The organism is Spirillospora sp. NPDC052269 (assembly GCF_040679435.1).
Taxonomy (GTDB): domain Bacteria; phylum Actinomycetota; class Actinomycetes; order Streptosporangiales; family Streptosporangiaceae; genus Spirillospora.
The window spans coordinates 1-14,334 of record NZ_JBFAUU010000013.1 but is presented as its reverse complement, the minus strand read 5'-3'; the positions used below and the strand labels follow the sequence as shown (position 1 = coordinate 14,334).

At 73.8% G+C, this 14,334-nt stretch carries 11 protein-coding genes; 5 read left to right on the top strand and 6 right to left on the bottom strand.

Features of this window, described 5'->3' with window-relative positions; all coding sequences use genetic code 11:
* Positions 1–2: 2 nt before the first annotated feature.
* A complete protein-coding gene (locus AB0L06_RS26795) occupies positions 3–1,253 on the bottom strand; it encodes a serpin family protein (protein WP_500233857.1) in 1,251 nt (416 codons plus the stop codon).
* A gap of 355 nt (positions 1,254–1,608) precedes the next feature.
* On the opposite strand from AB0L06_RS26795, the gene AB0L06_RS26790 reads away from it, so the two are divergent.
* The 3 genes from AB0L06_RS26790 to AB0L06_RS26780 all read left to right on the top strand — a co-directional run bounded on the left by AB0L06_RS26790 (position 1,609) and on the right by AB0L06_RS26780 (position 7,680).
* Entirely contained in the window at positions 1,609–2,973 is a 1,365-nt protein-coding gene (locus tag AB0L06_RS26790; protein ID WP_500233856.1) for a glycosyltransferase, read from the top strand.
* A gap of 134 nt (positions 2,974–3,107) precedes the next feature.
* Complete coding sequence (locus AB0L06_RS26785; RefSeq protein ID WP_500233855.1) at positions 3,108–6,092, top strand: helix-turn-helix transcriptional regulator; 2,985 nt, start codon at positions 3,108–3,110, stop codon at positions 6,090–6,092.
* 76 nt (positions 6,093–6,168) lie between these two features.
* On the top strand, positions 6,169–7,680 hold the full coding sequence (locus AB0L06_RS26780) for a glycosyltransferase family 39 protein (RefSeq protein WP_500233854.1): 1,512 nt from the start codon (positions 6,169–6,171) through the stop codon (positions 7,678–7,680).
* Here the strand turns inward: AB0L06_RS26780 and AB0L06_RS26775 are convergent.
* Both AB0L06_RS26775 and AB0L06_RS26770 read right to left on the bottom strand, forming a co-directional pair.
* Positions 7,664–8,737, bottom strand: coding sequence for an NAD(P)H-dependent amine dehydrogenase family protein (locus AB0L06_RS26775; protein WP_500233853.1), 1,074 nt, complete (start codon positions 8,735–8,737; stop codon positions 7,664–7,666). The genes AB0L06_RS26780 and AB0L06_RS26775 overlap by 17 nt on opposite strands.
* 2 nt (positions 8,738–8,739) lie before the next feature.
* On the bottom strand, positions 8,740–9,573 hold the full coding sequence (locus AB0L06_RS26770) for an SDR family oxidoreductase (protein WP_500233852.1): 834 nt from the start codon (positions 9,571–9,573) through the stop codon (positions 8,740–8,742).
* A gap of 141 nt (positions 9,574–9,714) precedes the next feature.
* Here AB0L06_RS26770 and AB0L06_RS26765 point away from each other — a divergent pair, with 141 nt between their 5' ends.
* Entirely contained in the window at positions 9,715–9,924 is a 210-nt protein-coding gene (locus tag AB0L06_RS26765) for a hypothetical protein (protein ID WP_500233851.1), read from the top strand.
* Here the strand turns inward: AB0L06_RS26765 and AB0L06_RS26760 are convergent.
* The 3 genes from AB0L06_RS26760 to AB0L06_RS26750 form a co-directional block, all read right to left on the bottom strand.
* On the bottom strand, positions 9,921–10,733 hold the full coding sequence (locus AB0L06_RS26760; protein ID WP_500233850.1) for a patatin-like phospholipase family protein: 813 nt from the start codon (positions 10,731–10,733) through the stop codon (positions 9,921–9,923). The two genes, AB0L06_RS26765 and AB0L06_RS26760, sit on opposite strands and share 4 nt — an antisense overlap.
* A 62-nt stretch (positions 10,734–10,795) precedes the next feature.
* Complete coding sequence (locus AB0L06_RS26755) at positions 10,796–11,749, bottom strand: ornithine cyclodeaminase family protein (protein ID WP_500233849.1); 954 nt, start codon at positions 11,747–11,749, stop codon at positions 10,796–10,798.
* Positions 11,750–11,774: 25 nt separating this feature from the next.
* Positions 11,775–12,779 carry an ABC transporter ATP-binding protein gene (locus AB0L06_RS26750; protein WP_500233848.1) on the bottom strand — a complete coding sequence of 335 codons (1,005 nt, stop codon included), beginning with the start codon at positions 12,777–12,779 and terminating at the stop codon, positions 11,775–11,777.
* A gap of 336 nt (positions 12,780–13,115) precedes the next feature.
* Here AB0L06_RS26750 and AB0L06_RS26745 point away from each other — a divergent pair, with 336 nt between their 5' ends.
* Positions 13,116–14,210 carry a S1 family peptidase gene (locus AB0L06_RS26745; RefSeq protein ID WP_500233847.1) on the top strand — a complete coding sequence of 365 codons (1,095 nt, stop codon included), beginning with the start codon at positions 13,116–13,118 and terminating at the stop codon, positions 14,208–14,210.
* Positions 14,211–14,334 lie beyond the last annotated feature (124 nt).

Here is a 14,334-nt window from a genome sequence, read left to right as displayed (position 1 = left end):
GGTCATTGTCGGGTCGGGTCGGCGACCCGGGCCATGAAGAAGGGCTCGCCGGTCTTCGTGTCGCGGACGACCATGAGGTACGGGCGGTCGAACACGACCTCGATCTTCTTGGTGGTCGGCGCGGGCGCGCCGGTCGCGCCGATGCCGACGGCGGTGGCCGCGGCGCCCTCGGTGCCCTTCTCGTCCACCGTGAGGGTGGCGGCGTGCTGGACGAATCCGATCTTGTCCGCCTGCGGCGAGATGCCGCTGAGGTCGGCGCCCTCGGTGAAGGCGATGCCCATGCCCATCCGGGTGAGCAGCGGTGCGAGTTCGGTGTTGGACGAGAGGTTCACCTTGGGCATGACGATCTCCACGTCCGTGCCCATGTCGAGTGTGGTGGTGAGCCGGTCGAACGTCGCGGCGGTCAGCTTCGGGCAGCCATGGGTCGTCGCGTCCGGGAGCAGTGCGGTCATGCTGAGCCTGCCACCGGAGTAGGGAAGGTCGACGGCCGTCCATCCGGCAGTGCGGGCGTAGCCGAAGCGGCTCTTGTTCTCCATGAGCTTGGCCTGGACGGTCCGTCCGCCTGCGGTGGTGAACCGGTCGGTGCCGGCGGATCCGAACTTGGTCTGCCACTCGGCCTTGAGGTGCACGGCGTCGGTGAGGATCCAGCCGGTGTCGCCTCTGATCTTGTCCTTCGGGAGCAGTTCGGGGATCTTCCCGCCGGTGTCCTTCTTGATCTGGGCGTTGATCGCCTTGCGGGCGTCCTCGGGCTTGTTGGAGAAGTCGAGGGTCTTCAGGCCCGCGTCGTAGCCGGTGGCGAGCCTGTCCAGGTAGTCCGTGTTGGTCCTGACGCGGGTGTTCGCCCAGATCTGGTCGGAGACCTTGACGGAGACCTTCTTGTCGCCGAGCGAGCGCATCTCGCTCGTGCGCGCGCGAAGGCCTGGCAGCAGGTCGCCGGGCGGCAGGTGCAGGGTGCGGGCCATGGCGGTGGCGGTCCGGCCGCGCGCGCCCTGGTAGGCCATGCCGAGGCCGGACGCGACGCTGCTCGGCGACAGCACGATGTTGGCGTTCGGGTCGGTTCCGCACCACGAGGAGACCAGTCCGAAACCGAACGCGGTGTCGGCGCGTCCGAGGGGGCGGGGATCGCCGGGCGGCAGCTTGATCACGGTGCCGCGCAGCACCTTGGCCTTCGGGGTCTGGTCGCCGCAGGCCGCGACGCCCGCGGCGAGCGCCACCACGCATGCCAGGGCGGTGAGTGAGCGGGGAGTCGGCATGCCGCTAGGACGGTGTCGCGACGGCCACGGTTCCCCGACGGGATGGATCCGCGGGTTCCCTGACGCGGTCCGAGGCCGTGACGGGACGGTGAGGATGGTCTGGCGGGCGCGCCACTTTCGCAGTGATGCCCGACACCGTCACGTTTGCCCGATCCGACAGTCGGGGACTATGGTCACCGTGACCGCGTGAAACCGGGTGGGGACAGAAAGCCCCCCGCCCTTCGCCCCTGACGGGGGCGGTTCCCGCCGGTCGTTCGCGCTTACGAAACAGGTGTCTACGACGCAGATACCTCCCGGTTACCCCTGTGCTGACCCGGAGGTCCCCCAGATGCGTCGGTCCCTGAACATCGCTCTCGTGTCCGCTTCCGACTTCGGCGGAGACCAGTCCCAGGCATCCCATGTCCGCGAGCTCGCGCGCGCCCTCGGCCGTCCCGAGGACGAGGACGGGGCCGGGCACCGCGTCTCGGTGTACGGCCGCCGCTGCTCCCCCGACGCGCGCGGACGCACCCGGCTCGCGTCCGGCGCGACGCTGTTCAACCTGACCGCGGGCCCGGAGCGCCCGCTGCCCGACGACCTGCTCCTCGAGCACGTCCGCGACCTGGCCGACGAGCTGCGCCGCCGCTGGTCCGGCGCGGGTCGCCCCGACGTGGTGCACGCGCACGGCTGGATCGGCGGGCTCGCCGCGTGCGCGGTCGCCGGGGAGCTCGGCATCCCGTTCGTCCAGACCTTCCACGGCATGGCCGCGACCGAGGCGCGCGCCGGACGGACCGCCCACCCGGCGCGGTCCCGGCTGGAGCGCGCCATCGGGCGCGGCTCCGCCGCCGTCCTCGCCCGCAGCGCCGACGAGGCCGCCGCCGCGGTGCGGACGGGCGTCCCGCGCGACATCGTCCGGGTCGTCCCGCCGGGCGTGGACGTGGAGCTGTTCTCCGAGGTCGGCCCGGCGATGCCGAGCGGCGACCGGCAGCGGCTCACGGTGGTGGCGCGGAACCTGTCGGACGGCTCGGCCGAGATGGCGCTGCGGGCGCTGCAGCACGTCCCGGACGCCGAGCTGACCGTCGCGGGCGGCCCGGACCGGGAGGAGCTGGAGGACGACGCGTCGGTGCGCCGGCTGACCGTCCTGGCCAAGGAGCTGCACGTCGCGGACCGGGTGATCTTCCTCGGCCGGGTGCCGCGCCGGTCGCTGCCGCGGCTGCTGCGGACGACCCGGATCGCGCTGAGCCTCGCTCCGGCGCAGCCCGCCCCGACGTCCGCGCTGGAGGCGATGGCCTGCGGCGTCCCGGCGGTCGTGACGCCGGTCGGAACGAACGCGGACGCCGTGCTCGACGGGATCACCGGGCTGCACGTCCAGGCGGGCCGTCCGCGCCAGATCGGGCTGGCCGTCCGGGGGCTGCTCGCCGAGGAGACCACGCGCCGCGGCTACGCGATCGCCGCCGCCGACCGCGCCCGGTCCCGGCACGGCTGGAACCGGATCGCCGACGAGACCGAGCGGGCCTACCTGACCCTCCTCCCGGAGCCCGAGACCCTGCCGGAGCCGGACCAGGAGCCCGAGGAGCCGCCCGAGCCGATCAAGGTCCCGGCGCCCTCGCCGGAGCCCGAGCGGGAGCCCGCGCCCGCTTCTGGGAGCAAGGACAAGGCGAAGGCCAAGAAGGCCAAGGTCGCGTCGGGCGTCGAGCGGGTGCTCGCGGAGGCCGACAGTGATCTCGTGGGGTCGCTGAGCTGACCCTCCCGGCCTGCCGGGCCGTCCGTCACTCCCGTCCGGCGGCCCGGCGCCGCCCCGGCCCCCGGTCCACCCAGGACCGGGGGCCGGGCTCGCCCTGATCATCCCGACTCCGATGGCATACTGAGGCAACTCGCGTGGAGGTGCTGAAAAGGGTGCTGATCGGCAGGAAGGCGCAGTTCGCCGCGCTCACCGCGGCGTTGGACCGGGCCGCCGCCGGGCACGCCGGGGTCGTTCTGGTGGGCGGGGACGCCGGGGTGGGCAAGTCGCACCTCGTCGGCGAGCTCACCACGACCGCGCGCGAGCGCGGTTTCGCCGTGCTGACCGGGCAGTGCGCCGCGCTCGGCGAGTCGATGCCCTACCTGCCGCTGGCGGACGCCCTGTGGACGGCGCTGCGCGATCCGCGCTCCTCCGAGGACGAGCGGGCCGCGATCGAGAAGGCGCTGGCGGAGCGTCCGGTGCTGCGCAGGCTGCTGCCCGACGGCGACGGGGCGCCGGACGAGGCGTCCGACCTGGGCCGGCAGCAGTTGCTCGGCGCGACGCTCGGGCTGCTGGGCGAGCTGGGCGGGCAGCGTCCGGTGCTGCTCGTCCTCGAGGATCTGCACTGGGCGGACCGTTCCACCCGCAACCTGCTGGTGTTCCTGAGCCGCGTGCTCCAGCGCGAGCGGGTCTGCCTGGTCGGCACCTACCGGGCCGACGACCTGCACCGGCGGCATCCGCTGCGGCCGGTCGTCGCCGAGCTGCTGCGGCTGCCGAACGTCACGGCGGTCGAGTTGCAGCCGTTCCGGCCGGGTGAGACGGCCGAGTTCCTGGCGTCGCTGTCCCGGACGGGCGCGAAACCGCCGGTCGAGCTGGTCGAACGCGTCCACCGGCGGTCGGAGGGCAACCCGTTCTACGCGGGCGAGCTGTTCGCCGCGGCCGACGACCGGGAGCTGCCGTCCGCGCTGGCGGACCTGCTGCTCGCGCGGGTCGAGCGGCTGACCGAACACGCGCAGCACGTGGTGCGGGTCGCGGCCGTCGCCGGACGCCGCGTGGACGACGAGCTGCTGCGCCGCGTCTCCGGCCTGTCGGAGGACGTGGCGGGCGAGGCGCTGCGCGAGGTGGTGTCGCACCAGATCCTGGTGCCGAGCGGCCCCGCCGGGTACACGTTCCGGCACGCGCTGCTCCGCGAGGCCGTCTACGCCGATCTGCTGCCCGGTGAGCGCACCCGGCTGCACCGCGCGTTCGCGGCCCAGTTCCTGCAGGCCGTGGCGCCGGACGGGGAGCAGGTCCCGGACGCGAACCGGACGCCGCGCGCGGCCGCGGAGCTGGCCTACCACTCGATGGCGGCGCACGACCTGCCGACGGCGTTCGCCGCGTCCGTGCAGGCGGGCCAGGACGCCGAGCGGGTGGGCGCGCCGGACGAGGCATACGAGCACTACGACCAGGCGCTGGCGCTGTGGGACGGCGTGCCCGACCCCGAAGGGGGCGCGGGCATGAGCCGGGTGGAGCTGGAGTGGTCGGCGGTCCGGTCGGGCGCGCGGACCGGGGACCTGCGACGGGCGGTCCAGCGGCTGCGGCGGCTGCTCACGCTGATCGATCCGGAGGACAAGGCGCTCGGCGCGGACGTCCGCGAACGCCTCGCGTACTACCTCCACGAGATGGACCGCCTGGAAGAGGCGGTCAAATGGTCGCAGGAGGCGCTCGACCTCACCCCGGTGGAGCCTCCGACTCCCGCGCGGGCGCGCGTCCTCGCGACCTATGTGCGATCGCTGCTGGCCACGCCCGAGCGGTACGACGAGGTTCCGGCGATGGCGGCCGAGACCCTGCGCGTGGCGCGTGAGGCGGACGTGCCGTCCGCCGAGGCCGCCGCGCTGATCTCGCTGGGGCTGCACACGGAGGCGACGCTCGGGCCGGGGCCGGAGGTTTCGCGCGCCTTCTCTGACGCGGTGCGGCTGGCCCGGACCTCGGGCAACATGCAGGTGATCCTGCGCGCGCTGTACGTCCAGGCGCATCTGCCGTACGAGACGGGAGAGCTCTCGCGCGCCCGCGCGCTGGCGGACGAGGCCGTCCGGTTCACCCTCGACAACGGGCTCACCTGGTCGACCTACGGCATCAACATCCGGTTCCTCCAGTTCCTCATCGCCTACACCGAGGGCGACTGGGACCGGGCGTCGGAGATCGCCGACGGGTTCGGCATCCGCGTGGTGCGCGACGTGGAGGCCGTCGTCTCCGCGTACGCGCTGTTCCTGGACGTGGGGCGGGGCAGCGCGCGCGCCGCGCACCGGCTCCAGTGGATCGAGCCGCTGTGGGACGGCGAGCAGTTCCTCTCCTACGTCGCGCGCGGCATGGCCGCCGAGCAGCGGATGTGGGAGGGCGACGACGCGGGGGCGCTGGAGCACGTCGCGACCGTCCTGCGGGACGAACTGCCGACCCACACCAGCCTGATCCGGATCGCGGCGGTGGGGCTGTGGGCGCACGCCGACCGGGCCGTCCGGGCGCGGCGTTCCAAGGACGCCGCCGCCGAGGCCGCCGCCCGCGCCGCCGCCGACGACCTGGTCAAGAAGGCCCGGTTCGCGGCGGCGCACACGCTGGACGGACGGCACGACGCGTGGATGGGCGCCGAGGGGCGCGGCTGGCTGGCGCGCGCGGAGGCCGAGTGGCGGCGCGCGCACGGCACCGACGAGCCGGAGCACTGGCGGACCGTCCGGGACATCTTCGACTACGGGTTCGTCTACGAGGTCGCGCGGTCGCGGTGGCGGCTTGCGGAGTCGCTCGCCGAGCACGGCGACCGGGACGGCGCGGCGGACGAGTGGCGCGCCGCCGTCGCCGACGCGGAGCGGCTGGGCGCGCGTCCGCTGCTGCGGGTGCTGCGCGACCTGGGCTCGCGGGCGCGGCTCTCGGACGACCGGTCCCGCCAGGACGGCGGCGCGGCGGGCGACCGGGGTCCGCTCGGCGGGCTCACCTCGCGCGAGCGCGAGGTGCTGAAGCTGGTGGCGACGGGCATGGGGAACAAGGAGATCGCGGCGACGCTGTTCATCTCCCCCAAGACCGCGAGCGTGCACGTGTCGAACATCCTGGCCAAGCTGAACGTCACGAGCCGCACGCAGGCCGCCGCCCTCGCGCACCGCGAGAACCTGTAGCCGGGCGCCCGGCGAGGCCGTGTCCGGCCATGGACCACGGAAGACGCGGGGTTTTCCGGGGGGTTAGCGTGCGGGCATGGCCGAATCGGCGACGGAGGAGTCCGGCCTGCCGCCCGGGTCGGTCGCGCCGGTCGCGTGGCGTCCGGTGGCGTTCGCGGCGGGCGGGGCGTTCGTCCTGCTGATGCTGCTCGCGTCGCGGTACGGCTACCACCGGGACGAGCTGTACTTTCTGGTCGCGGGACGGCATCTGGCCTGGGGATATCCGGACCAGCCGCCGCTGCTCCCGTTCCTGACCCGGCTGATGACGGAGATCGCGCCGCACTCGCTGACCGTCCTGCGGATCCCGGCGGCGCTGGCGGCGTCCGCGACGGTCCTGGTCGCAGCGCTGACGGCCCGCGAGATGGGCGGCGGACGGCGCGCGCAGGCGCTCACGGCGGTGCTGACGGCGATCTGCCCGTTCGTGGCCGCGATCGGGCACTCGTTCTACACCGCGTCCCCGGACCTGCCGGTCTCGACGACGCTGGTCTGGCTGGCCGTCCGGTGGGTGCGGACGCGCGACGACCGCCTGCTGCTCGCCGCCGGAGCCGTCGCGGGCGTGGCGCTGAACATCAAGTACCTGGCCGGGTTCCTGCTGGCCGGGATCGTCGCCGGGCTGCTGATCTCCGGGCCGCGTGAGGTGCTGCGGCGGCCGCTGCTCTGGGCGGGCGTCGCGGTGGCGGCGGCGCTGGCCGCGCCGAGTCTGGTGTGGCAGGCGCGGCACGGCTGGCCGCAGGTCGGGATGGCCGGGAAGATCGAGGCGCAGGGCGCGATGGCCGGACGTCCCGGGTTCCTGCCGTTCCAGGTGCTGCTGACGGGGATCGTGCCGTCCTGGCTGTGGATCTACGGGCTGTGGCGGCTCGCCCGGCCCGGTCCGCTGCGGGCGTTCCGGTTCCTAGCCTGGGCCTATGCGCTGCTGGCCGTGTTCTTCCTGGCGACGGGCGGCAAGCCGTACTATCTGGCGGGGTTGTGGCCCGCGCTGTGGGCGGCGGGCGCGGTCCACGTGGAGCGGCGGTCGGCGCCGCGCGGCTGGGGCTGGACGCTGGCCCGCCCGACGATCGTGATCGTCGGGTTGACGACGGTCGCGCTGACGCTGCCGGTCTACCCCGTCCGGTGGCTGCACGTGACGCCGCAGCCGGTCATCAACGTCGACTCGGCGGAGATGGTCGGATGGCCGCGGTTCGCCGCGCGGATCGCGGACGTCTACCGGACGCTGCCCGACAGGGCACGCGCGACGCTGCTGACCGGGAACTACGGCGAAGCCGGGGCGATCGACCGGTACGGCGGGAAGTACGGGCTTCCGCGTGCCTACAGCGGTCACAACGGTTTCTGGTATTTCGGACGTCCGCCGGACAGCGGCGGGCCGACGATCGTGGTCGGGCCGAAATCAGCGCACGACCTGCTCACCGCCTGGACGTCCGTGACCGTCGCCGGGCGCATCGACGACGGCGTCCATCTGAAGAACCAGGAACAGGGCAACCCGATCTGGGTGTGCCGGGGGCAGCGGATTCCCTGGTCCGAGCTGTGGCCGCGTCTCAAGCACCTGGGTTGACCAGGCCGCGGCCGGGGATGAGGGGCAGGTCGAGCGCGGTGAGCAGGCCGGGCGGGGACGCGACGACCGCCGGGACGGCGTTGACCAGCCGCATCGCGGTCGCCTTCAGCCCGGCGGTGTTGTGGTCGCCGTCCGAGCCGAGCAGCCGCAGGTCGAGCGTGTAGTTCGGCTCGCCGGTGAGCTCGACGCGGTAGCAGCCCTGCCCGGACGGCTGCGGCCAGTCGGGCGCGAGGTCGTCGCGCAGCCGGGTCACGTGCTCCAGGACGATGACGGGCCGTCCGCCGGACGTGCCGCGCAGTTCGAAGCGGAGCGCGGCGGTCGTGCCCTTCTCGATCATCCCGGACGCGATCTCGAACGTCTCGGGCGCGGGCAGCCTGACGTGGTGCTCCTCGATCGCGTCGAGTTCGACGGCCAGGGCTGCGGCGAGTTGCCGGACGACGCTGCCCCAGCCCATCGTCAGCACGCCGGGCAGCAGCAGCATGGGGGTCTGGTCGAGCGGGCGGCCGAAGCCCATGATGTCGAACAGGACGGTGCCCTGGTCGTAGGTCGCGTAGTTGAGGATCTCCATGCAGCGGATCTGGTCGATCCGCTCGCTGATCCCCGACAGCGCGATCGGCAGGACGTCGTTGGCGAACCCGGGGTCGATGCCGTTCACGAACAGCGACGAGCCGCCCTCGGCCGCCGCCGCGCGGATCGGCGCGATCATCTCGTCCGGGATGACCTGATCGGGGAACTGCAGGAACACCGGGCTGGCGGACACGACGTCCACGCCGGTGCGCAGCAACCGGGCGAGGTCGTCCAGGGCCTCCTGGATGCGGACGTCGGCCATGCACGTGTAGACGACGCAGTCGACGCCGCGCGCGAGGATCTCAGCCTCGTCACCGGACGCGGCGACGCCGACCGGTCCGAGCCCGCACAGCTCTCCGGCATCACGTCCGGCCTTGGCCGGGGTGGACGTCCAGACGCCGGCGAGCTCCAGGTCGGGGCGGGCGACGATGCCCGCGAGGGCGTGCCGTCCGACGTTGCCGGTTCCCCACAGCGCGACGCGGTACGTCATGGTCACTCCTCCGGGTCGGGCCGATCCGCGGCGCCGGGCCGGCCCGCGGCGAGGTCGGGCAGGCCGAGGTCGAGGTTGGGGACGTCGGTGCCGCCGTCCACGCGCAGGAGGGTCCCGGTGACGTATCCGGCGGCGGGCGAGGCGAGGTAGAGGACGGACGCGGCGACCTCCTCCGGGTCGCCGATGCGGCGCAGCGGCGTGTTCGCCTCCATGTGGGTCCGCAGGCCGTCGTCGGTCATGACGATGTCGAGCGCGGACGTCGCGACCGACCCGACGGCGATCGCGTTGACCCGGATGAGCGGCGCGAGGTCGCAGGCGGCGAGGCGGGTGTAGTGGGCGAGCGCGGCCTTGGCCGTCCCGTAGGCGAGGTAGCCGCGTCCGGCCATGCGTCCCATCGCGGACGCGATGTTGACGACCGCTCCCCCGCCCGCGGCGAGCATGTGCGGGACGGCCGCGGAGGTCAGGGCGTGCGCGCCGGAGACGTTGAACCGGAACGCCTCCTCCAGGTGCTCCGGGCCGGTGTCGAGGAAGGCGCGGGGCATGGCGCCGCCGACGTTGTTGACGACGATGTCGATCCGTCCGAACGCGCCCGCGGCGCGTCCGGCCAGCTCGGCGCAGGCGGCGGGGTCGGCCAGGTCGGACGGGACGACCAGCGCGCGCCGTCCGGCGGCCTCGACCTCGGCGGCGACCTTGCGCAGCTGCTCCTCGGTGCGGGCGGCGAGCACCACGTCGGCGCCCGCCTGCGCGAGCGCGACGGCGGAGGCGGCGCCGATCCCGCGCCCGGCGCCGGTGACGACGGCTACCCGGCCGTCGATGCGGAAGCGGTCCCAGATCACCTCTCAACCCCAACACGAAAGCCAACGGGGTTCAATGCGGATCTCGGGTTATTCCCACCCATTTGCTGGATGAAGTCGGGACTTTGTTCCCAACCTGATGTACACCGGAATCATCTCCCCGATGCGCCGGAGGTGGTTCCGATGTCCCGTCGCCGAACCGGGCAGCACTCCCCGGGCCGCTGCCCGACGGGCAAGGTCCGCTTCCGGGACCGCATCGCCGCCACGCTGGCCCTGGCGACGATCCAGCGCCAAGGCCGCCAGGACCGGGACAAGGCGGAGACGCGCGTCTACCGCTGCCCGAGCTGCGCGGGGTGGCACCTCACCTCGCAGCAGCCGCGCGTGACCGGTTAGCGCAGCAGTTTCGCGAGGGGTTCGACGAGGCCGGCGGACTGGCGCAGGCCCTCCTGGTAGACCGCGCCCCAGCGGGTGCGGTCGCCGAGGTCCGGGCCGTACGCCCGTACTGCGGCGTCGTCCGGACGAACGCGCAGGTCGGCGCCGCCGTCCGGGCCGGGCATGAGGTGGCCGAGCGGCTCGATGAGGATCAGCGTGCCCGCGCCCTGGGCGAGGTGGACGTTCGACCCGCCGCCGAACGCGCCGTCGATGTACTCGCGGCCGTCGATCTCGACCGGGCGGACCGCGCCGGGCGCGGCGCTGCTCGACGCGACGGCGGCGGAGAGCGGGACGCGGCTGTCGCGCGTCCAGACGACGGGCCGTCCGGCCTCGACGTCCACGGCGGTGACCAGCAGGTTCGCGTCCGGCCACGCGCGCGTGCCGATGGTGCGTTCCATGGCGGCCTCGTGCTGCTCGCCGGACATCGCGGTCGCCGCGCGGGCCAGCGCGCCGACCTCGCGCAGCGACGCGCGCGGGTCCGCGCCGGGCCTGTTCATGATCTCGAGGGCGCGCGGCATCACCGACGGGTCGCCGACCCGTTCGCCCGGCGGAAGCTCGGCCAGGTCGTCCAGGTCGCGGCCGGAGGTGAAGGCGGCCGCGGCGATCGCGCCCGCCGAGGTGCCGACGATCAGGTCGGCGCGGGTCAGGTCGACGCCCGCGCGGCGCAGCCCGTTTCCGAGGCCGAGCAGCCAGGCCGTCCCGACCGGGCCGCCCGGCCCGAGGACGAGGGCGGTGTCGTGGGAGGGCGTGGTGCCGGAGGAGGTCGTCATGGTCCCAACCTAGGCGGTGGCCGGCGAGGGGAGGCATCCGACTTTCGGCGGCGACCGAGGTCTCAGCCGAGGAAGTCGAAGGACGCTCCCGAGCCCGCTTCGCGCGCCGCCCGGTAGGCCGTCCAGGAGAGGGCGAGGTCCTGCCAGGGGAGGCCGACCGGGGCGTAGACGGTGATCTCCTCGTCCCGGACGCGGCCGGGGACCTCGCCGCGCAGCAGGTCGCCGAGCGTCCCGGCCGCGTGCCGCACCGACAGGCCCGCCGTGGCGAGCACGCCCATGTCGACCGCGAGCGGCACGTCGTCGACCACGACGCGGGCGTGTTCGAGCAGGTCGGGGGCCAGTTCGGTCTTGCCACGCTCGTCCGCGCCGAGCGAGGTGAGATGGGTGCCGGAAGCGATGTCGGCGGCGTCCAGCAGCGGGTGCCGCGCCCAGGTCGCGGTGATGACGATGTCCGCGCCCTCGACGGCGGCGCGGGCGTCCGCGGCGGTCCCGGACGGGACGCCGAGACGCTCACCGTGCCGTTCGGCGAACGCGGCGGCGCGACCCGCGTCCAGGTCGGCGACGGTGAGGCCGGTGATCTCGCGGAGCGCGCCGAGGCCGAGCAGCACCAGGTCGGACTGGGCGCCCGCGCCGATGACGGCGACGTTCCCGCCGCCGCGCCGGGCGAGCGCGTCGGTGCCGAGCGCGGCGGCGAGCCCGGTGCGCCAGGCGGTGACGGTCGCCGAGTCGAGCAGCGCGAGCAGCTCGCCGGACTCCAGGTCGTGCAGGCAGACGACACCGCGCAGCGCGGGCCGCGCGTCCGGGAACTTCGCGTTGACCTTGACGGTGTAGGCCGGGACGCCCGTGACCAGGCCCGGGATGAGGGCGGTCGCGCTGCCGGGCCCAGGCAGCGCGGTCACCACCCGGCGCGCGCCGGTCTCGCCGGGTTCGGCGGTGAACCCTGCGCGGAGGGCCGCGAGGATCGCGGACGGGTCGAGGAGGCGTTCCAGGTCGGTGCGGTTCAGCAGCAGCGTCACGTCCCGATTGTCGCAATTGGCCGGACTACTCGGGACGCCGCCCCGCGCCGGTGAGCGCGTCCCAGTCCCGCAGCCAGTCCCGCCCGACGTCGTCCACGAACGACCCGGGCGGCGGCTGGACGTCGTGGGCGGCGAGCCACTCCCCCGGCCGCCGCATCGCCGGCCGGACGCGGCCGTCGCTCGGCATGAGCTGCGGCAGGATCGGCGCGGGCAGCGCGCGCGGGGCCGGGCCCGCGACGGCCTGCTCGGCGGCCAGCTCGGCGGAGTCCTTCTCCTCGGCCATGCCGATCGGGCCCTCGCGGCGGGCGTTGAAGAACTGGTCCACCGCCGGGTGCGTGCTGGACAGGATCATCTCGCGCGGCCCGAACATCACCAGGCCGCGGCGGAACAGCAGGCCGAGGTTGTCCGGCAGGACGCGGGCGGTGCCGATGTCGTGGGTGACGATGAGGAACGTCGCGCCCATGTCGGCGTTCAGGTCGACGAACAGCTGGTTCAGGTAGGCCGTCCGGACGGGGTCGAGGCCGGAGTCCGGCTCGTCGGCGAGGATCACCTCGGGGTCGAGGACGAGCGCGCGGGCGAGCCCGGCGCGCTTCTTCATCCCGCCGGAGATCTCGCCGGGCAGCTTGTCGTCGGAGCCGGTCAGGCCGACCATCTCCATCTTCTCCAGCACGATCCGCCGGATCTCCGACTCGCTCTTGCGGGTGTGCTCGCGCAGCGGGAACGCGATGTTGTCGAAGATGTTCATCGAGCCGAACAGCGCACCGTCCTGGAACAGGACGCCGAACCGGCGGCGCACCTCGTACAGCTCGTTCTCGCGGACGCGGGGCACGTCGCGGCCGTCCACGTAGACGTGGCCGCGGTCCGGGCGCAGCAGTCCGACCAGGTTCTTCAGGAAGACCGACTTGCCCGTGCCGGACGGCCCGAGCAGCGCGGAGATCTCACCGGCGGGGATCGTGAGCGTGACGTCCTCCCACACCACCTGCCGCCCGAACGACTTCTTGAGCCCTTCCACCCGGATCTCGATGCCCATGGCGACTCCAACGGGCGGAGGCCGGGGGCGGGGTGGATCCCGTGACCTGCTGCCGCCCCCGCCGTCTTCGACGATACGTCCGGCCGGACGCGCCCGGGAGGCCCGTCCCGCACCAACACAGGGCCAGTATTGGACGTTTCGTCCAAGGTCGCCCGGGTTTCGGCCATCGGGCCACCATGCCCGAAATACGGGTTCGGACTCGAACCCAATGTGCCAACGCGCGCGGTGATCCTTCGGCAGATTCTCGGGTTCCGTTCAGCGAACCGGACCCACCAGGCTCGGAGGCGACCTCCGGCGCGCCATCAGGGGCGCGCCCATCCCCCTCTGGAGGCTCCCATGAAGAACCGTCACACCCGCGGACGCGGACCGGTCGTGCTGTGCGCGGCCCTCGGGCTCACGGCGACCGGCCTGGCCGTCGTCCCGGCCCTCGCGAGCGCCGCGCCGGCGAGGAAGGACGTCGCCCGGACGGCGTCCGACTCCCCGATGCTCGCCCAGGCCCACCTGGTCAAGGGCCTGTCCACCAAGCTCGGCGGAGCCACCGCCGGGTCCTATGTGGACGACGCGACCGGCAGGCTCGTGGTCACGGTGACCAACGCGACCGCGGCCAAGTCCGTGCGAGCGGCGGGCGCCGAACCACGCACGGTCAGCCGGTCGGGCGGCGACCTGAAGAAGGTGATGGCCGCGCTCAAACGGGAGGCGACCGTCCCGGGCACCGCCTGGGCGCCCGACCCCAAGACGAACCAGGTCGTCCTGTCCGTCGACAAGACGGTCACCGGCGCGAGGCTCGCGAAGGTGAAGAAGGCGGCGGCCAGGCACGGCGCGGCGGTCCGGCTCGCGCACGTCGGCGGCAGGTTCCGGCCGCTGACGGCGGGAGGCGAGGCCATCTGGACCGACGGCGGGCGCTGCTCGCTGGGGTTCAACGTCAAGAAGGGCTCGGACTACTACTTCCTGACCGCGGGGCACTGCACCGCGATCGGCAAGTCGTGGTCGGCCACGCAGGGCGGCGCCACGCTCGGCGACACCGTGGACGGGACGTTCCCCGGCCACGACTACGGCCTGGTCAAGTACGCGAGCCCCCCGTCCGACACCAAGGGCGTGGTGAGCCTGTACGACAAGGGCGAGCAGGACATCACCGGCCCCGCCGAGGCGGTCGTCGGGCAGACCGTCAGCCGCAGCGGCAGCACCACCCAGGTGCACGACGGCAAGGTGACCGCACTCGACCAGACGGTGAACTACCAGGAGGGGTCGGTCACCGGCCTCATCCAGACCACCGTCTGCGCCGAGCCGGGCGACAGCGGCGGCTCGCTGTTCGCCGGGGACAAGGCCCTCGGGCTGACCTCGGGCGGCAGCGGCGACTGCACGTCCGGCGGGGAGACCTTCTTCCAGCCGGTCGGCCCGGCGCTGAGCGCGTTCGGCGTCGAGCTGTACTGACCCTCGCGTCCTAGGGTGTGTCTCAAGGTCACCTGCCCTACTGCGCGACGCCCAGGCACGCACCTCACGGGGTTGTCGTCGGTCGACGGCCAAACCCGGGCCGACTCCCTCCTCCGCCCCCGCG